General features: G+C 66.7%; 19 protein-coding genes and 1 pseudogene. 7 read left to right on the forward strand and 13 right to left on the reverse strand.

Annotated elements, in window-relative coordinates; genetic code table 11:
* From NBV68_RS08975 to NBV68_RS19060, 3 genes and pseudogenes are all read right to left on the reverse strand, one after another.
* Window positions 1–125 (reverse strand): annotated as a pseudogene (locus tag NBV68_RS08975) (ribonuclease P protein component); the annotation flags it as partial.
* A 135-nt stretch (window positions 126–260) separates the two neighbouring features.
* Window positions 261–395, reverse strand: coding sequence for a 50S ribosomal protein L34 (gene rpmH / locus NBV68_RS08980; protein ID WP_026092078.1), 135 nt, complete (start codon window positions 393–395; stop codon window positions 261–263).
* A gap of 75 nt (window positions 396–470) precedes the next feature.
* Window positions 471–1,484 carry an alpha/beta hydrolase gene (locus tag NBV68_RS19060; protein ID WP_366067945.1) on the reverse strand — a complete coding sequence of 338 codons (1,014 nt, stop codon included), beginning with the start codon at window positions 1,482–1,484 and terminating at the stop codon, window positions 471–473.
* A 179-nt stretch (window positions 1,485–1,663) separates the two neighbouring features.
* Here NBV68_RS19060 and NBV68_RS08990 point away from each other — a divergent pair, with 179 nt between their 5' ends.
* Together NBV68_RS08990 and NBV68_RS08995 are read left to right on the forward strand one after the other, a co-directional pair.
* Window positions 1,664–3,154, forward strand: coding sequence for a YifB family Mg chelatase-like AAA ATPase (locus NBV68_RS08990; protein WP_296308951.1), 1,491 nt, complete (start codon window positions 1,664–1,666; stop codon window positions 3,152–3,154).
* Between the two features lie 79 nt (window positions 3,155–3,233).
* Window positions 3,234–4,046 (forward strand): hypothetical protein, encoded by an 813-nt coding sequence (locus tag NBV68_RS08995; protein WP_296308952.1) that lies wholly within the window; start codon window positions 3,234–3,236, stop codon window positions 4,044–4,046.
* Here NBV68_RS08995 and recQ read toward each other — a convergent pair.
* Window positions 4,043–5,842: a DNA helicase RecQ gene (gene recQ / locus NBV68_RS09000; RefSeq protein WP_296308953.1), complete on the reverse strand. Its 1,800-nt coding sequence runs from the start codon at window positions 5,840–5,842 to the stop codon at window positions 4,043–4,045. The two genes, NBV68_RS08995 and recQ, sit on opposite strands and share 4 nt — an antisense overlap.
* 62 nt (window positions 5,843–5,904) lie before the next feature.
* Window positions 5,905–6,456 (reverse strand): helix-turn-helix domain-containing protein, encoded by a 552-nt coding sequence (locus NBV68_RS09005; protein ID WP_296308954.1) that lies wholly within the window; start codon window positions 6,454–6,456, stop codon window positions 5,905–5,907.
* Between the two features lie 208 nt (window positions 6,457–6,664).
* Between NBV68_RS09005 and NBV68_RS09010 the strand changes: the two genes are divergently transcribed.
* Window positions 6,665–7,009: a hypothetical protein gene (locus NBV68_RS09010; RefSeq protein WP_296308955.1), complete on the forward strand. Its 345-nt coding sequence runs from the start codon at window positions 6,665–6,667 to the stop codon at window positions 7,007–7,009.
* A gap of 256 nt (window positions 7,010–7,265) precedes the next feature.
* Here the strand turns inward: NBV68_RS09010 and NBV68_RS09015 are convergent, their stop codons facing one another.
* From NBV68_RS09015 to galE, 3 genes are all read right to left on the reverse strand, one after another.
* Window positions 7,266–7,868, reverse strand: a complete 603-nt coding sequence (locus NBV68_RS09015; protein WP_296308956.1) for an HAD-IA family hydrolase — start codon at window positions 7,866–7,868, stop codon at window positions 7,266–7,268.
* A 93-nt stretch (window positions 7,869–7,961) separates the two neighbouring features.
* Complete coding sequence (gene ykgO, locus NBV68_RS09020; RefSeq protein WP_017666014.1) at window positions 7,962–8,087, reverse strand: type B 50S ribosomal protein L36; 126 nt, start codon at window positions 8,085–8,087, stop codon at window positions 7,962–7,964.
* Window positions 8,088–8,192: 105 nt separating this feature from the next.
* Window positions 8,193–9,200: a UDP-glucose 4-epimerase GalE gene (gene galE, locus NBV68_RS09025; RefSeq protein WP_296308963.1), complete on the reverse strand. Its 1,008-nt coding sequence runs from the start codon at window positions 9,198–9,200 to the stop codon at window positions 8,193–8,195.
* A gap of 151 nt (window positions 9,201–9,351) precedes the next feature.
* Between galE and NBV68_RS09030 the strand changes: the two genes are divergently transcribed.
* From NBV68_RS09030 to NBV68_RS09040, 3 genes are all read left to right on the forward strand, one after another.
* Window positions 9,352–9,987 carry a hypothetical protein gene (locus NBV68_RS09030; protein ID WP_296308965.1) on the forward strand — a complete coding sequence of 212 codons (636 nt, stop codon included), beginning with the start codon at window positions 9,352–9,354 and terminating at the stop codon, window positions 9,985–9,987.
* Window positions 9,984–11,120, forward strand: a complete 1,137-nt coding sequence (locus NBV68_RS09035) for a M14-type cytosolic carboxypeptidase (protein ID WP_296308966.1) — start codon at window positions 9,984–9,986, stop codon at window positions 11,118–11,120. Before NBV68_RS09030 ends, NBV68_RS09035 begins: the two co-directional genes overlap by 4 nt.
* 80 nt (window positions 11,121–11,200) lie before the next feature.
* Window positions 11,201–11,866, forward strand: coding sequence for a hypothetical protein (locus NBV68_RS09040; protein ID WP_296308967.1), 666 nt, complete (start codon window positions 11,201–11,203; stop codon window positions 11,864–11,866).
* A 55-nt stretch (window positions 11,867–11,921) separates the two neighbouring features.
* Here NBV68_RS09040 and NBV68_RS09045 read toward each other — a convergent pair whose 3' ends face one another.
* Genes NBV68_RS09045 through NBV68_RS09055 form a run of 3 tightly spaced genes read right to left on the reverse strand, consistent with a single transcriptional unit; the run spans window position 11,922 to window position 13,605 of the window.
* A complete protein-coding gene (locus NBV68_RS09045) occupies window positions 11,922–12,347 on the reverse strand; it encodes a cytidine deaminase (RefSeq protein ID WP_296308968.1) in 426 nt (141 codons plus the stop codon).
* Window positions 12,344–13,066: a glycoside hydrolase family 25 protein gene (locus NBV68_RS09050; RefSeq protein ID WP_296308969.1), complete on the reverse strand. Its 723-nt coding sequence runs from the start codon at window positions 13,064–13,066 to the stop codon at window positions 12,344–12,346. The genes NBV68_RS09045 and NBV68_RS09050 overlap by 4 nt, the downstream gene beginning before the upstream one ends.
* Window positions 13,067–13,071: 5 nt before the next feature.
* The gene (locus NBV68_RS09055) at window positions 13,072–13,605 is read right to left on the reverse strand and encodes a UPF0262 family protein (protein WP_296308970.1); all 534 of its coding nucleotides are present in this window, start codon (window positions 13,603–13,605) and stop codon (window positions 13,072–13,074) included.
* A gap of 137 nt (window positions 13,606–13,742) precedes the next feature.
* On the opposite strand from NBV68_RS09055, the gene NBV68_RS09060 reads away from it, so the two are divergent.
* Window positions 13,743–15,263: a replicative DNA helicase gene (locus tag NBV68_RS09060; protein WP_296308972.1), complete on the forward strand. Its 1,521-nt coding sequence runs from the start codon at window positions 13,743–13,745 to the stop codon at window positions 15,261–15,263.
* A gap of 181 nt (window positions 15,264–15,444) precedes the next feature.
* Here NBV68_RS09060 and NBV68_RS09065 read toward each other — a convergent pair whose 3' ends face one another.
* Both NBV68_RS09065 and NBV68_RS09070 read right to left on the reverse strand, forming a co-directional pair.
* Window positions 15,445–16,602 carry a hypothetical protein gene (locus NBV68_RS09065; RefSeq protein WP_296308973.1) on the reverse strand — a complete coding sequence of 386 codons (1,158 nt, stop codon included), beginning with the start codon at window positions 16,600–16,602 and terminating at the stop codon, window positions 15,445–15,447.
* 400 nt (window positions 16,603–17,002) lie between these two features.
* Window positions 17,003–17,986: GGDEF domain-containing protein (locus tag NBV68_RS09070; RefSeq protein WP_296308974.1), on the reverse strand; the 984-nt coding region annotated here is incomplete at its 5' end.

Raw genomic sequence — 17,986 nt, forward strand, 5'->3', positions numbered from 1 at the left:
ATCCCCGCGCCGTCATTCGGGCGGGTCAGCAGCACGAACCCGGCGCGCGCATTGCGGGTGCCGCTGTTCGCCGCAAGAAAATCGGCGCGCTTGGTAAGAACGGAGATCATGGGAATGTCGCTCATACGCCAACAGGAGAGGCGACAAAAGTCAACGGGCTCCCAGAGGGCGCCCGCAAGCGCGAACGCGCGTCGCGGCTTTTGCCGCGGAAGCCAAGCGGGCCGAACGGCCCGCGCCCGGCGCCTGAGGGCGCCAGACGATTAGGCGCAGAGCTTCTTACGGCCGCGGGCGCGGCGGGCGCGCAGGACCTTCTGGCCGCCCGGGGTGGCCTTGCGTGCGAAGAAACCGTGACGGCGGGCGCGCACGAGATTGCTGGGCTGGAAGGTACGCTTCAGATCATCCTCGAAAAGCTGACCGGCATGAGACGCCGGGGCCCGCGACGAAAGCGAGCCGTAAACAGACCGGCGCCGTTATGGGAAAGCGATGCCAGAGTCAAGCAAGCTGGCACCCTGGAGGGCATAGGCCAGACGCGGGGCAGGCGCGGCAGGCGCGCTCTGCGCAAGGAGCGGCGCACGCAGCATCACGCCGAGACTTGCCCCCGCCCGGGCCAGAGCGAAGCGGACGGTGCTTGCCGCATCATCATCGATGCTGCGCGCGGCAGGGGCGATCCAGCGCGCCATCTCTGCGCCCTCGAGCCACAGCGCGCCCGCGTGCGGCACCGAATTGGTCATGGCGTAGAAATCGCGCGCCTGCGTCTCGCTCATGCCCATCTCGGTGTAATAGTCGAGATAGAGGCGGTTTTCCGGGGCGTCGGGGGCGAAATCGGACGGTTCGCGGCCACGCTCGTCGCGCCACGAATGCACCGCGAACAGCGCGCCGGGGTCGATCGTGCGGCGGGTGCCGGCGAGGAACAGCTCGACCGCGCCCGATCGCGCCGAGCCGCCTGCCGGGACATGCGTGGCAAGCCCGGCAGCCCGGATCGCGCGGCCCAATCTCAAGTTGGCCAGATCGTGGCTGGTTCCCGGAGCATCGACGAAGGCAAGAACCTCGAGCCCCGGGAAGGCGGCGAGCATCGCGGCGAAGGCCTGCGGCGACGCGGCATCGGTGGGGGCGACGAGCGCGGCGTGACGCGCGTCGATCACCCGGAACGGCCCGAAGGCGGCGATTCCCGCAGCGCTGGCGGGCAGGCGCGCGCCTTGCGCGATGAAGCGCACCGGCTGGGGATCCTCTACGCCAATCTCTGAGACGGTCTCCGTGATGGTGACCGCCCCTGAGCGGATGACCGTGGCCGACACGGGCTCGAAGGCTGCGGCAGTGACCGTGGCGGGACTGTCCTCGACCCGCACCCATTGGCCGGTGGCCGGATCCCATTCCTCGACCCAGCTCACATGGCTGACCACGCGCGAGCCTTGCTGCGCGAGCGCGCCGCTGCCGGGGAGCAGCAGCGCAAGGGCAGCCAGAAGCAGGGCAATAGCGCGGTTCATGGCCACGAATGTCGCCCGTCGCCCCTTCCGATTTCGCCAAGATTTATGCTTTAAAAAAGCCTTAGCATTCGCGCGGGTGGCTTCGCGAAGAAGCGGCTAACCCTATTCGCTCGACAAGCCCACTGAAACCTCGCATTATCAGCGCCTTGGGGCGGACGACAAAGCATTGGGGGTTGCCGATGGTCGCGCTGGTGAGAACGGTTGCCTATCTCGGGCTCGAAGCGCGCGAGGTCGAGGTGCAGTGCCATATCGGCCCGGGCCTGCCGAGGTTCAACGTCGTCGGCCTGCCCGACAAGGCGGTGAGCGAGAGCCGCGAGCGGGTCTACGCCGCCCTCGCCGCGATCGGTCTCGCGCTGCCGCCCAAGCGGATCACGGTCAACCTCAGCCCCGCAGACCTCCCCAAGGACGGATCGCATTTCGACCTGCCCATCGCGCTTGCCTTGCTGGCGACGATGGGCGTGACCGATGCCGAGCAGCTGGGCGACTGGATCGCCGTGGGCGAGCTGGCGCTGGATGGCCGGGTGGTCGCGAGCCCCGGCGTGCTGATCGCCGCGCTCCATGCGAGCACCGTCGGCAGCGGGCTCATCTGCCCCTTGGAGCAAGGCCCCGAGGCGCGCTGGGCGAGCGGGGTGCCGGTGCTCGCCCCGCGCGATCTCACCAGCCTATTGGGGCACCTGAAGGGCACGCTGGTGCTCCCCGAACCGGCGCGCGGCGCGGTGGCGGAGGCGCCCGGGGGCAATGACCTCAGGCAGGTGAAGGGGCAGGAAACCGCCAAGCGCGCGCTGGAAATCGCGGCGGCTGGCGGCCACAACCTGATGATGGTCGGCCCGCCGGGATCGGGCAAGAGCCTGCTCGCCTCGTGCTTGCCCGGCATCCTCCCCCCGCTGACACCGGCCGAAGCGCTCGAGGTGTCGATGGTGCAATCGGTCGCCGGAATGCTCGAGGCCGGGCGCATCAGCCGCGCGCGGCCCTTCCGCGCGCCGCATCATTCCGCCAGCATGGCCGCACTCACCGGCGGGGGGCTGAAGGTGCGCCCGGGCGAGGTGAGCCTTGCGCATCTGGGCGTGCTGTTCCTCGACGAATTGCCCGAATTCCAGCGCCCGGTGCTCGATTCGCTGCGCCAGCCGCTCGAGACCGGCCATGTCGACGTCGCCCGCGCCAATGCCCACGTCACCTTCCCCGCTCGCGTCCAGCTTGTAGCGGCGATGAACCCGTGCCGCTGCGGCTATGCGGGCGATCCGGCGAGGAACTGCAACAAGTACCCGCGCTGCATCGGCGATTATCAGGGCCGCCTGTCCGGCCCCCTGCTCGACCGCATCGACCTCCACGTCCATGTCGGCGCGGTGAGCGCGCTCGACATGACCCTCCCCCCGCCCGCCGAGGGCAGCGAGGCGGTCGCCGCGCGCGTCGCCGCCGCGCGCCAGCGTGCCGTCGCGCGCGGCGTCCGGTCGAACGCGGAGCTGGAGGGCGAACTGCTGGAAGCTCACGCCACCCCCGACGAGGCGGGTCGCAAGCTGCTGCTGCAGGCAGCCGAGAAACTGCGCCTCTCCGCGCGCGGCTACACGCGGGTGCTGCGCGTCGCGCGCACCATCGCCGACCTCGCAGGCACCGAAACGGTCGGCCGCGTCCATATCGCCGAAGCGCTATCCTATCGGCTGATGACAGGTTAAGGAGCGCGCTCAGGGCCGCCCCCCTCCCGGCCCCGGCAAAGGCGCAGCGGCGATTTTCGAGGATCCTTCAGCACTGGCTTTGGAAGAGCCGCGCGGGCCTGCCCGATGGCTCGCCGCCCTGCGCGACATGTCGCGGCGCAGGAAGCTCGCGAGCCTTGCCATCGCGCTCGCGCTTGAAAGCTTGCTGATCCTGCTGCTGCTGACGCTTGGCGCGAACATCGTCGGCGAGGAGGATGCCAAGGAGGAGATCACCACCTTCAAGGCGCAGGAATTCGCCGCCCCGCCCGAGCCCGAGGCGGAGACCGCGCCCGAAGAATCCGCCCCTGCCGATGCGCCCGACACCCCGCAAACAGAGCAGCCGGTGCCGATGTCGCCGATCAAGCCCTCGCCGCTGGTGCTGCGGCCCCAGCCCGCCCCGCCCCCGCCGCCGCCCGCGCCGAGCCCGCCGGAACCGCAGCCCTCGCCGCAGCCATCAGCGCGGCCCTCGCCCAAGATCGGCGCGCGGATTCGGCCCAATGCGGGCTACGGCCCGGTCGACACCGGCAACCCGCGCACCGCGGGCGATAGCGAGCGGGTCGGCACCATGGCCAATGGCGAGCCGCTCTACGCCGCGCGCTGGTATCGCGAGCCGACCGATCAGGAGCTCTCAGGCTACCTCTCGACCGCCAATGGCCCCGGCTATGCGCTGATCGCCTGCAAGACGGTCTCGGGCTATTATGTCGAGGATTGCCAGCTGCTCTCCGAAGGCCCGCAAGGCTCGCAGATCGGCCGCGCGGTGATGGCGGCCGCGTGGCAGTTCCGGGTGCGCCCTGCGCGGATCGGGGGCGCCGAGCAGTTCGGCAGCTGGGTGCGGATCAGGATCGACTACACGGTGCGCCGCGCAAAGCCCTAACCGCTCAGATGCTCGCGCACCACGGCGATGAAATCCGGCCCCCAGGTCTCGAGCTTCTTCACCCCCACGCCGGGGATCGTGCCCAACTCCGCCAGCGTCTCGGGGCATTGCATCGCCATGTCGCGCAGCACCGAATCGTGGAAGATGACATAGGCGGGAAGGCCATGCTCGGAGGCGAGCGCCTTGCGCTTGGCGCGCAGGGCCTCGAACAGCGGGTTGCCGATCGGGTTGGGCGCGCTCTCCGCGCCGCCGCGCGCACGGCGGCTCCGGCGTTCGCGCTTGGGGGGCGGCTCGGCGATGGTCACCCCGGCCTCGCCCTTGAGCACGGGGCGCGCCTCGGGGCCCAGCGCGAGGCCGCCGTGCTCGGTCGCGATGAGCATGCCGCGAGCGACCAGCGCGCGGGCCAGCGGGCGGATCAGCGCGGCCTCTGAAGAGGTGACGATGCCGAACACCGAAAGCTGATCATGCGCGCGCGAGACGATGCGCTCGTCGCTCTGCCCGGTCAGCACCTTTTCGATATGGCCGATGCCGAAGCTCTGGCCGGTGCGGTAGACGGCGGAGAGCAGTTTGCGCGCAAGCTCGCTCGCCTCGACCACCTTGGGCGCTTCGAGGCAGTTGTCGCAATTGCCGCAGGCTTCGGGCGGGTGCTCGCCGAAGTGGCGGAGGAGGATCGCACGGCGGCAGGTCGGCGCCTCGACCAGCGCGGCAAGCGCGTTGAGGCGGGCGTTTTCTGCCGGAAGGCGCTCGGGCTCGACCTCGCCCAGCCATTGCCGCGCGCGGGCGAAGTCCGAGACGCCCCAGAACAGATGCGCTTCCGAAGGGTCACCATCGCGGCCCGCGCGCCCCGTTTCCTGATAATAGGCCTCGATCGACTTCGGCAGGCCAGCGTGGATCACGAAGCGCACGTCGGGCTTGTCGATCCCCATGCCGAAGGCGATGGTCGCGACCATCACCATGCTTTCGGAGGCGACGAATTCGGACTGCACCCGCGCGCGGCGTTCCGGCTCCAGCCCCGCGTGGTAGAAGCCCGCCTCGCGCCCGGCGCGGGTGATCGCGGCGGCGAGGTCCTCGGCCTGCTTGCGGCTGGGGGCGTAGACGATGCCTGCGCCGTCGAGGCGCTGGAGCAGCTCCGTGATCTGGCGCGGGCCGTTGTCGCGCGGGGTGATGGCGTAGCGGATGTTCGGGCGGTCGAACCCGGCGACAATCAGGCCCTCGTCGGGAATGCCGAGCTGCACCAGAATGTCGGCCCGCGTCGCCCGGTCGGCGGTGGCGGTGAGCGCGAGGCGCGGCACATCCGGGAAGCGGTCGAGCACCGGGCGCAGCATGCGATAATCGCGGCGGAAGTCGTGGCCCCATTCGGAGACGCAATGCGCCTCGTCGATGGCGAAGAGCGAGACCGGGGCGCGTTCGATCAGGTTCTGGAACCCCGCGGTCGAGGCGCGTTCGGGGGCGACATAGAGGAGGTCGAGTTCACCCGAACGGAAGGCCTCGGCGGTGGCGGCATTGTCGCTATCGGCCGAGGTCATCGAGGCAGCGCGGATGCCGGCGGCGGTCGCCGAGCGGATCTGGTCATGCATCAGCGCGATCAGCGGCGAGATGACGATGGCCGTGCCTGCGCGGGCGAGCGCGGGGATCTGGTAGCACAGGCTCTTGCCCGCGCCGGTCGGCATCAGCGCGAGGGTATGCGCGCCCGCCATGACGCGGGAGATCACCGCCTCCTGCTGCCCGCGAAACGCGGGGTAGCCGAAGGTGCGGTGGAGGATTTCATGGCATTCTGGGGGCACGGCCACGTTCATGGCCGCCGCCCTAGCCGACGGCGGGCGCGATGGGCACCCGCCGCATCGCGCCTATCGACGGATTAGCGTAGGGAGGCCTTCTTGGTGGCAAGATCGACCACGTCGCCCTGCGCCAGATCCGCACCGCGTGTCGCGATGCTGCCGTCGGCCCGCTTGCCGAGGTCGGCGGGGCGCACCAGCCACAGGTCCTGCGGGCCGAGAATCCGCCCGTCATGCGCAAGGATCGAGACCGGGCCGATCGCAAGCCGGTCACGCTCGTCGACCAGAACCGGGTCCTCGACGACCCGCTCGGCCCCGTATTTCTGGCCCCACTGGCGCAGCGCGAGCATCGCCGGCAGCAGGTCCATGCCCTTTTCCGTCAGGCGATATTCGATCTTGCGGCGGTCATCGGCGCAAGGCTCGCGCTTGAGGATCCCGTGCTCGACCAGCTTGGCGAGGCGGTTGGAGAGGATGTTGCGGGCAATCCCGAGCTCGGTCAGGAATTCCTCGAAGTGCTTGAGACCATTGAAACTCGCGCGCAGAATCATGAACGACCAGCGTTCGCCCATCACCTCGAGCGCCTGCGGCAGGCCGCATTCGATGAGTTCGCGCAGCGGTTCTCTCAAATCACCCATAGGTCCGTGTCCCTTCCCCTTCCGGGGTCGTGTGTAACCGATTTTGCAGGCCACACAAAAAAATTTCAGTTTTCAGTTGCAACTCACAACCTAGTTGGTTAGGTAGCGAATAGCAACCGGTTTCGAATCGAAATGTTGCATTGCAAAACACGGTAACAGAGACCATGGGGCAGCTGCCCCAAAACACAAAAGGCAAAGGACACCCCCGATGACCAACTCCTTCTCCCTCCCCCGCACCGGCAAGTTCGCGATCCTGGCTTCGGCACTGGTCTACACCGGCCTCAGCTTCGGCGTCGCCAGCAGCAGCGCCCCGCTGAGCGCGGCCGGCACCGCCTATTACAGCGCCACCCTCGCCGCCCCGGCCAGCGAATCGCGCTTCGTCGCTGGCGGCGTTGCCTGGACCTGCGAAGGCACCACCTGCGTCGCCAACAAGGCGAGCGCGCGCCCCTTGCGCATCTGCCGCGGCCTCAACCGCAAGTCGGGCGAGATCGCCAACTTCAAGGTGCTCGGTCAGCCGATCGAGGCCGAGGAACTGGCCAAGTGCAACGGCTAAGCGCCGCTGACTGACACGAAGTCCCTCTCTGACCGGGCGTCCCCCCTCTCCAACCCGGTCAGAGCTCCAGAAGCCCCGGCGCGCCGTTCCCACAGCGCGACCGGGGTTTTTTGGTGGAAAGATGACCCATGAGGGAAGCGCTGGATCGGGCCCACAGGGTCCGCGAGCGCACGCGCGCGAGCCGCAGGCGCCCCACAGCGTAGCGGAGGGAACAGCGCCGAGGACGTCCGCGCGAAGGCGCGGACGCAAACAGAAATCAGAGAAGCCCGGCAGCGACCAGCTGCGCTTCAAGGCTCACCGCATCGGTGAACAGATGCGCATCCCAGCCGCGCGCCTTCGCGGCGGCGATGTTGGCCGGGTTGTCGTCGGTGAAGAACAGCGCATCCCCGCGCCGCCCGCTGCGTTCCTCGACGATCTCGTAGATCCGCGGCTCGGGCTTGGCGACCTTCTCCTCGCCGGAAACGATGATGTCGATGAAGTGGTCGAAGATCGGCTGGGTCGGGCGGAACATGGCGAAGAACTCGTCGCCAAAATTGGTCAGACAGAACAAGGGCACCCCCGCCCCTGCCAGCCGTTCGACCAGCTCGTGCGAGCCCTCGACCGGGCCGGGCACGGTCTCGTTGAAGCGCGTCGCATAGGCGCGGATGTGGTGTTCATATTGCGGGTAGAGCGCGATGCGTTCGGGCAGCATGTCGGCGAGCGCGCGGCCGCGGTCATGCTCGAAGTGCCATTCCTCGGTGACCACGTTGGCGAGGAACCAATCGAGTTCTTCGCGGTCGTCGATCAGCTTTTCGAACAAGGCACCCAGCTGCCAGTGAAACAGCACCCGCCCGACATCGAACACCACGGCCTTGCGCATCACCAGCCCCCCAAATGCTCGCGGCCCGCGCTCCGGTCAGGAGGCGGGCCGCCGAATCCATGTCAGCCGCCGGACACCGGCAGCCGCGCCAGTTCAGCCCTGACGGGCCTTGAAGCGGCGATCGGTCTTGTTGATCACATAGGTGCGGCCGCGGCGACGGATCACGCGGTTGTCGCGGTGACGGCCCTTCAGCGACTTGAGGCTGTTGACGATCTTCATGGCACTTTTCCAAAAGAGAAGCGCGCCGGAAATGCTCCGACGCGCGGAAATTGAAGCGTGCCGTTAGCCGCGCGGCGCGGGCTCGTCAATGCGAGTCTGCCCCGATCAGCCCCGCAATACGGTCAATTTGCGCTCCCAGGCCAGCGCATGGGCGATGATCGTGTCGAGATCGGCGTTGTTCGGCTCCCACCCTAGCGTCTGCTTGAGCCGCGCGGGGTTGGAAATCAGGGAATCGGGATCGCCCGCGCGGCGCGGCTCCAGCCGGCGGTCGAGCTTGCGATTCGTTACCCGGTCGACCGCGTCGAGCACCTCGGTCACCGAGAAGCCGCGCCCATAGCCGCAGTTCATCGTCAGCGAGCGCCGAGGCTCGGCGATGAGCGCCTCCAATGTCAGCACGTGCGCTGCGGCCAGATCGCTGACATGGATATAGTCGCGCACTCCGGTGCCATCGGGGGTCACATAGTCGGTTCCGAACACGCTAACCGATTCGCGCTTGCCCAGCGCTGCCTCGATGGCGACCTTGATGAGGTGGGTCGCGCCCGCGGTCGATTGACCGCTCCGCGCCTGCGGATCGGCGCCCGCGACATTGAAATAGCGCAGCACGCCGTAGTTCAGCGGGTGCGCGGCGGCGACATCGGCGAGCATCTGCTCGGTCATCAGCTTCGACCAGCCATAGGGGTTGATCGGGCGCTGGGGGGTGTCCTCGCTCACCGCTGCCACATCGGGGATGCCGTAGGTCGCTGCGGTCGAGGAGAAGATGAAATGCGGCACGCCCGCCGTCACCGCCGCTTCGATCAGCGCGCGGCTCTTGGCGGTGTTGTTGTGGTAATATTTGAGCGGATCGGCGACGCTTTCGGGCACCACGATGCTGCCTGCAAAATGCATGATCGCAGCCGTGCCTTGTTCCGCAAAGATCCGCGCCAGCAGCGCGCCATCCTCGATATCGCCCTCATACAGAGGCACACCCTCGGGGATCGCGAAGCGGAAGCCCGTGGTCAGATTGTCGATCACCGCCACCGGCCAGCCCGCATCACGCAAGGCGAGCACCGCGTGGCTGCCGATATAGCCGGCCCCGCCGGTCACGAGCACAGAAGGTTTGCTGTCCGTCATCATCGCGCCCCTATCACACAAACAGCTTCAGAAAATCTCAACCTGCCACGGACACATCGTGGCCTGTGCACGTTCACGTGCACCCTTCCTTAGCGGACTGTGCACGTTCATCTGTGCAGCCTATAAGCGGCCGGTCACAAAAGGAACTTGCGCCATGTTGCCTTCCCGCATCGCCGCCCTCGCTCTGGCCGCTGCCGCGCTTGCGCTGCCGGGCTGCGCGACCACGCCCTATACCGGCCCGGTCGAGGTCACCCGCTTCGTCGCGCCAGCCGCGGGCAAGCTGGGCCGCGGCACGATCGCGATCACCTTCCTTGAGGAAATGAGCAACCTCTCCGCCCGCAATGCCTTTGCCGAAGCGGTGCGGGCCGAGCTGACCAAGGCGGGCTATACGGTCGTCCCCGAAGGCGTCCCGGCCGACCAGACCGCCGCGATCCGCACCAGCCGCACGCCGATCGTCGCGGCGCCCGTGCAGCGCAGCGGCCCTGTCAGCGTCGGCGTGGGCGGGAGTGCGGGGAGCTTCGGCTCGGGCGTCGGGCTCGGGGTCGGGATCAATCTCGGCGGCGGGCGCGAAGGGCCGGCGGCCAACACCACGCTCGAACTGCGCATCGGCATGACCGGGGGCGAGACCCTGTGGGAAGGCCGCGCGCAGATGACCACAGGCGTGAAGTCTCCCTATGCGCAGGTCGCGACCAGTGCGCGCACGCTTGCAGCCGGGTTGTTCAAGGACTTTCCCGGTGGCAATGGCGAGACCGTGACGATCGCCGCCAAGAAGCTTCAAGGAACCAAATGACCACTCTGTTCATCGATGCCGGGTTCGACAGCGGCAATATCGACGTGCTCGCCATCAGCGGGAACACCGCCCGGCTCGCGATCCGCCGCGACAATGCATCCGAGTTCTTCCAGTGGTTCCACTTCCGCGTGTCCGCGCCTGCGGGCGAGGAAGTGGTGCTGAAGCTCACCGGCCTTGCGGCGAGCGCCTATCCGGGCGGCTGGCCGGACTACAACGCCTGTGTCAGCGAAGACCGCGATTACTGGACGCGCGCGGCGAGCACCTATGACAAGGACGAGGACGGCGGCACGCTCACCGTGCGCTACATGCCCGCAGGCGGGGTGTTCTGGGTCGCCTATTTTGCGCCCTACTCGATGGAGCGCCACCACGATCTGATCGCCGAGGCCGCCTCGACCGAGGGCGTCGATTATGTCCGGCTCGGCACCACGCTGGATGGCCAGCCGATCGATTGCCTGGAAATGGGCGAAGGCGAGACTCAGGTGTGGCTCTACGCCCGCCAGCATCCGGGCGAAACGCAGGCGGAATGGTGGATGGAGGGCGCGATCGAGTGCCTGATCGATCCGGCCGATCCGGTCGCGCGGATGCTGCGGGCCAAGTGCCGTCTGCACATCGTGCCGAATTGCAACCCCGATGGTTCGCGGCGCGGGCATCTTCGAACCAACGCGGTTGGCACCAACCTCAACCGCGAATGGGCCGAGCCGACCCCCGAACGCTCGCCCGAAGTGCTGGCGATCCGCAACCGGATGGACGGGACCGGTGTCGACTTCGCGATGGACGTCCATGCCGACGAGGCGATCCCGGCGGTGTTCCTGGCCGGCTTCGAGGGCATTCCCTCGTGGAAGGAGGCACAGGGCGAGGGCTACTACCGCTATCAGGCGATCCTCGACCGCCGCACGCCTGATTTCCAGACCAAGCTCGGCTATCCCAAGGCCCCGGCGGGCCGCGCCAACCTCACCATGAGCACCAACCAGCTCGCCGAACGCTTCGGCGCGGTCGCGATGACGCTGGAGATGCCCTACAAGGACTTGGTCAGCTTCCCCGAGCCCGAGCAGGGCTGGTCGCCGGAGCGCTGCAAGCTGCTGGGCCGCGAATGCATGGCGGCGCTGGTCGAGTGGCTGGAGGGGCGGCAATAGCCTTTTAAATCAATTGCGAATTTGACATTTTCTTAGGCGCTGCACGATAACTCCAGAGTTAGTTCTGCTGTGGAGGTTCCGTGTCGACGTTCTTTGCTCTCGTCTTTGTGGCGGCGATCATCGGGGTTTTTCGACCCTATAAATTCATGCCTGACGCAAAGCGCTGGCATTATGGCGTCGCCGCGGCAGTCGCGTTTGTCTTGGTGGGGGTGTTCGGACCGCAAGCGCAGAATCCGCCGACCAAGGATGTGGCCCAGTCGGCTGGCGGGGCCACGAAGGCGGACGAAGCGTCCGAGAGCAGCCCGGCTCCGGCACCCGAAGTCAAAACCGCATGGATTTATACCGAAGACCGCGACGAGATGCGCGACGCGACTAGGAAGTTTGCCGAGGTCGAATCCGAAAACTCGGTCGATCTGCAATTCCCTTACGGCGAACAGTCGGCTTTCATCATGCTCAGGCGCGATCCACAGCACGGATTCGACATCATGTTCCGTGTTCGCAGCGGGCAGATCCTATGCCACAGTTTCACGAACGCCTACATCAATGCGAAGTTCGATGACGGCCCGATCCGCAAGTTTGCATGTGACGGATCATCCGACGGCACCAGCGAAGTCGCATTTATCCGCGACAGCAAGACTTTCCTCAAATCTCTGAAATCGGCGAAGAAAGCGGTGATCGAAGCCGAGTTTTATCAGAATGGCCGCGTGCAGTATGTGTTCAACACGCAGGGTCTTGAGTGGGAGTAGTCAACCACATCCCAAGGACCCACAATCGAGCCTTCCCCGGCTTGGCCGCGAAAAATCAGCCCAGATGCCCCGGCCCGAAGGCGTGGGGCAGCAGGGCTGACAGGCTCACCCGGCGCACGTCCTCGGCGCTGACGCACAGCACCAGCGGGTCGGTGCCGCCCAGCGCGGCGACCTCGTTGAGCACCTGGCGGCAGCGGCCGCAGGGGGTGATCGGATCGCGGTCAGCCTTGAGGCCCACCACCGCGACCGCCTTGAGGCCTCCGCGCCGCCCGGCCTCGAACGCCTTGGCGACCGCAACGGTCTCGGCGCAGAGCGACAGGCCGTAGCTTGCGTTCTCGACATTGCAGCCGGTGATCACCGCGCCGTCATCGAACAGCAGCGCCGCGCCCACGGGGTAGTCGGAATAGGGCGCATAGGCCCCGCGCGCCGCCGCGAAGGCCGCGTCGATCAGGGCCTGTTCCTCGGATTGCGAAAGGCTCACTTCTGCACCACCACCCATTCGACCGGATCCGCGCTCGCCTCGGTCATGCGCGCGCTGTTGGCGCTCCATAGCAGCCATGGCCGGCCCGCGTAATCCGGCCGCGCCCGGTCTCGGGCCAGCCACAGGTCGCGGGCGAGCGCGGTCGCGGTCCGGTGGCGGGACTGGAAGGCGGGAGAGAGCTTGAGGATCACCGGCTTGCCCGCGTGCAGCTCGATCTGGTTGATGAGCGTCATCAGCTCGCTCTCCACCGCGGCATCGCTGACCTTGGGATCGCAGGCGTCGGCGAGGCTGCCGAGCGCGATCGCGGGCGGCAGCAGACCCGCATCGCGCGGCACCATCTGGGCGAAGACCCCGCTCTGCGCGTCGGCGCCGAGGCAGGGGTCGAAGGGCAGGACGACGCCGACCTTGAGCCCGGCCTTGCGGGCGGCGGCGAACCGGTCGGGGAAGCCGCCGGGCGCCTCGGCCGCGGGCCCGCTGGCGAGGGGCAAGTAGACGAAACGCGCGCCGATCGCCTTGAGCGTCTCGAACCGCAGCGGCGCGGTGCCGGCGGGGACGAGCGCACCCTGCTCGGGATAGAGCTCGGGATCGGGTCGCCACTCGCGCATGTCCCACCACAGCCACGCGGCAAAGGCGAGGCCGAACAATACCAGCAGCGCCGCCAGCCGCAGCAGCCAGCGCCGCGGCGCGCGCCGTGTCCGGCGTGTCGCCCCTTTTGCCATGCCCCTCAGCCCTTGATGTGCAGCACGCAGATCAGCGTGAACAATCGCCGCGCGGTGGCGAAATCGGTCTCGACCTTGCCCTCAAGCCGTTCGAGCAGCAGTTCGGCGGCGTTGTTGTGGATGCCGCGCCGCGCCATGTCGATCGTCTCGATCTCCGCCGGGGTCGCCTTGCGGATCGCCTGGTAATAGCTGTCGCAGATCGCGAAATATTCGCGGATCGGGCGGCGGAAGCGCGCCATGCCGATCAGCAGCGTCTCGAGCAGCTGGTCGCCGGTGTCCTTGATGTCCATCGCCAGCCGCCCGTCGGTGACCGAGAGGTGGAGATTGTACGGCCCGCTCGCCCCCCGCTCGGCCGAGCGCAGCGGCTTGAAGGTGTTCTCCTCGATCAGGTCGTAGATCGCCACCCGCCGTTCCTGCTCGACATCGGCATTGCGCCACAGGATCGTCGCCTCGTCCAATGTCACCTGGGCAATGCGCTGCGCCCCCGCACCGCCGGGCGCGAGGGAGGGAGGCAGGGAATCGGGCGGCGTATCGGCCATGACCCATGCCTCTCGCAGATGGAGGGCACGCACTTCAAGCACTTCGACGCACTCTCCCCACTATCCACAGCGGCCAAGAAAAATATTGGCGCCTTTCACCCTTGCGCGCAGGCGCAGGCGCTGCGCATCAGGGCCGGATGGCCGAACCCGAAAAAGTCACCCCGATCAAACCCCAAGACCCTTCCGGCGAGCTGCCGGTGAAGAAGCTGCCCGCCAATCTCGACGCGGAAGCCGCCTTCCTTGGCGCGGTGCTGATCGACAACCGGGTGATCGAGGAATTGCCGGTCCCGATCCGGCCCGACCACTTCTTCGAACCGCTCCACGCGCGCATCTTCGAGCGCGTGCTGGCGCTGCTCGAGCGCAACGCCACCGCCTCGCCGGTCACCCTGCGCCCCTTCTTCGAGGCGGACGAGGCGCTGCGCGAACTGGGCGGTACGTCCTACCTTGCACAGCTCACCGCCAGCGGCGCAGGCCTGCTGGTGCCGCGCGAGCTGGCCCAGCAGATCTACGACCTTGCCCTGCTGCGCGAGCTGGTGAGCGTCGGGCGCGGGCTGGTCGAAGGCGCGCTCGACACCTCGCAGGACACCTCCCCGCTGGACCGCATCGCACAGGCCGAAGCCGACCTGTTCAAGGTCGCCGAGGGCGCGGCAACGGGGCGCGAGGCGGCGACGTTCCGCGAAGCCGCGATGGCGGCGATCAAGATGGCCGAAGCCGCGATGAATTCGGGCGGGGGCCTGTCGGGCAAAACCACCGGGCTTGCCACGATCGACCAGAAGACCTCGGGCCTCCACAATTCCGACCTCGTGATCCTCGCCGGGCGCCCCGGCATGGGCAAGACCTCGCTCGCCACCAACATTGCCTTCAACTGCGCCGAGGCGCATCTCAACTGGCAGCGCGAGGGCGGCGAGTTCAACTATGGCGCGCCGGTCGCCTTCTTCAGCCTCGAAATGAGCTCCGACCAGCTGGCGACGCGTATCCTCGCCGAGCAGGCGGAGATCTCCTCCGAGGCGCTGCGCAGCGGTAAACTGACCCGCGAGGATTTCCAGAAGCTGTCCTACGCCAGCCAGCGCCTTGCCGAACTGCCGCTCTATATCGACGACACCCCGGCGCTCACCATCGGCAGCTTGCGCACCCGCGCGCGGCGGATGAAGCGGCGGCACGACATCGGCCTGATCATCGTCGACTACCTGCAACTGCTGCAAGGTTCGGGCCGCGCGAACGACAACCGCGTCAACGAAATCTCCGAGATCAGCCGCGGATTGAAGACGCTGGCCAAGGAATTGCAGGTTCCGGTGATTGCCCTGTCGCAGCTCAGCCGTGCGGTCGAAAGCCGCGAGGACAAGCGCCCGATGCTGTCCGACCTGCGCGAATCCGGCTCGATCGAGCAGGACGCCGACATGGTGTGGTTCATTTTCCGCGGCGATTACTACCATCTGCTGGTCAAGCCCGACACGCCCGACGCCTCCTCGACGCCCGACGTGCAGGAGAAATACCGCCAGTGGGAGGAGAAGTTCGAAGGCCTCCAGGGCCGCGCGACGCTGATCGTCGCCAAGCAGCGCCACGGCTCGACTGGCAACGTCCCGCTCCACTTCCAGAGCGACATCACCAAGTTCACCTCACCCAACTTCAAGGACTATTCGGACTGGGGGCAGGAGTAGGGCGCGGGGGGCGGGTTTGGGGATGCCAGCATTCGGTCGCGAATGACCGGAGGTGGGTGGATAGGCGAATGGCGGATTTGACTCAATTTCAAGTGCAACCGGCCAATCGCCAGACTTAATTCCCCATAACGGCGACACACAGTCGTTCCCTCAATTTATGCGACGCTCATCCTGTGTCTGCTCAGATAGAGATGACCCGACGGCCTTGCGCCAGTTCGACGGACCCATCGTTGCTCTTGCTGGGGTCTCGTACCTGAGCTTCCATTTTCTTAAGGAAGGCTCGGTTTGCGTGTCTCAGGTCATTCATCAGCTTGAGTAGCCGCTTGTGATCCTTCTCAGTCGCAGGTGGGCCGCCCACCAGCCCCACTTCGCTAACATAGTTCTGCAGGACAAGTGCCGAGCTAGAGAACCAATGGGGGATTGAAGGATGAAGGGGCTGCTTCATCAATTCATACTCTTGAGGCCCGATCTCATTGATAGCGCGAATCTCTGTCCGCGTTGCCAGAAGCGGCTTCGCCCGAAGCATTTCTAAGTCAGCAAAGAAAGCCTGTGCATATGGATTTCGAAAGGGCCGCTCGCATTCCTTGAGGTCAAAAGGGTACGCTGGCTGCATGACCTCAAGTCCCGCGAATGGCTTCGGAAAATCCATGAGCCCGGGCAGCAGACGGTTTTTCCCGAAGCACACCTTGCTGAAGTAAATCGTGCCGTCAGGCGTCCTCTTTCTGGTCATTTCTGGGTATGGCAATCCCAGCCAGCGAGTAAGCATCCGAGGGCTTGAGGCGTTCTGAATAATCAGGCGGTTAATGCGGATTGCAAACGCGCTTGGCATGGAACCAAACATCGGAGTACCGACGCCCGCATACGTGAGCCCCTGCCCGCCCTCAGGTAGCAGCGTTATGCGCGCCCATCGGTCAGCCCACCGAACGCGCTGCCCCACATAGAACCTCGGTTGGGATGCTCGGAAAATGTTGGTCCCGAGGGTTCGGCCCGCGATCCAGAGGCCGACGCGGACTTTATCCAGCCAGTCCAAGAGAACCTCAACATCTGCCGCAGTTAAGGGCTGCTCGGATAGGAGCTTTTCGACCACTCGCTTGGCAAAGTCCTCTAAGACAGCGAACGCGTCATTGCAGATTTTGCAGGCGGGGAGTGTGTATGAGGAGAATGCATGCTGGCGAACCTGAAGGTTCTCGGGTCCGTTCGCGTAATGAACCCCAAAAAACGCATTCCGCTTCTCGTCGCCGGTGAGCTTCATGACCCACAAGGGGACCACATGCTCTTTGGTCTTTTCCTCCGGTGGCTGACCACAAAAGACGCAGGCTTTTACAGGACTTGCTTTCATTGGCTGATGATGACGTTGATTGCGGGCCCGCGCTAGAAAAAAGCAGGGCGTCAGGCACCCTTCAGTGCCTCGCAGACGCTGCAACGGGCGATCCCCAGCTGCTTGGCGATCACACTTGCCACCAGCGATGGCCGCTTCGGGGTCGCTTCTCGAACGGCAGCTTTTAGCGAGCAACAGCGATAGGCGCCGTTTCCTACACGCCTGCCAGCCGCTAAAACGCGCCCCGCTCTTTCCCATCGTACTGCCCGGCCTGCGAGGCCGCCCGATGCCCGAGGCGTGATTTAGCGCCCCGACTCCCTGTCCGTCCGCTTGACGAAACCGGACATGAGTAACTGAATTTATTGATGAAATGGCCGGCCAGCAAAGTTGACAGGGTGTAACCTTTGTCCGCTTTGGGTGCTCAGGCGCTGAGGGCGGCCTGCGCTGCGGGAGCCTCGGCCGCAGCCCGTTCATCGCGCGTCTCGGCCTTGGCCTGGTAGAGCGCGCGGTCGGCGAAATCGAAGAGGGCTTCGGCGTCAGCGCCGTCGGTCGGCCACTGCGCCACACCCGCGCTGGCGCCAACGCTTACCGCCACGCCGTCGATTACATGCGGGCGCACCAGAGCGATCAGCAGGCGCTCGGCGAGCGGGGCATCGTGGAGGCGCGAATGCGGAGGGATCAGCACCGCGAATTCGTCGCCGCCATGGCGGACCACCAAGCCGTCATCGCCGACCACTTCGCACAGGCGCTCGGCCACCCCGCACAGCAGGCGGTCGCCGAAGGCATGGCCGTAGCGGTCGTTGACCGGCTTGAACCCGTCGAGATCGAGCAGCGCCAGCCGGAACGGCGGCGCGTCCTCGCCCTTGGCGAGCAGGCCTGCGATCCGCTCGTCGAGCGCGCGGCGGTTGGCAAGGCCGGTGAGCGGGTCGGTGTTGGCAAGGTCGCGGGTCTGGTGCTGGAGTTGCAGCAGGTCGACCAGCATCGCGTGGCCTTGCAGGATGAAGCGCACAAGGATCAGCGTCGCCAGCACCAGGCTGGTCGCCGCGGCGATCTCCGCCGGGCGGCCCGACAGCAGCATCAGCGTCGAAATCGGCACCACGCCGATGACGAGGTTGAGGATCGCGGCAAAGCGGATCGCCGAGAGGCAATAGGCGGTCGCCAGCGCGCCCATGGCGATGATCATCGCGAAGGCGGCATGGGCCTCGGGCGGCGAGGCGAACCAGTTGATCACCGCCCAGCTGCTGCACATCACGCCGACCCAGCCCGAAACGCTGGCGGTCTTCCTCACCATCACCTGCGCGCGGCGCAGGCTGAGGTGGCGGCGGCGGCTGATCGCGTTCTCGATGAGGCCGAGCACGCACAGCACCGCGAGCAGCGCGGGCATGCCGTATTTGATGCCCCAGTG

It is taken from the genome of Erythrobacter sp., assembly GCF_023653175.1.
Taxonomy (GTDB): Bacteria; Pseudomonadota; Alphaproteobacteria; order Sphingomonadales; family Sphingomonadaceae; genus Erythrobacter.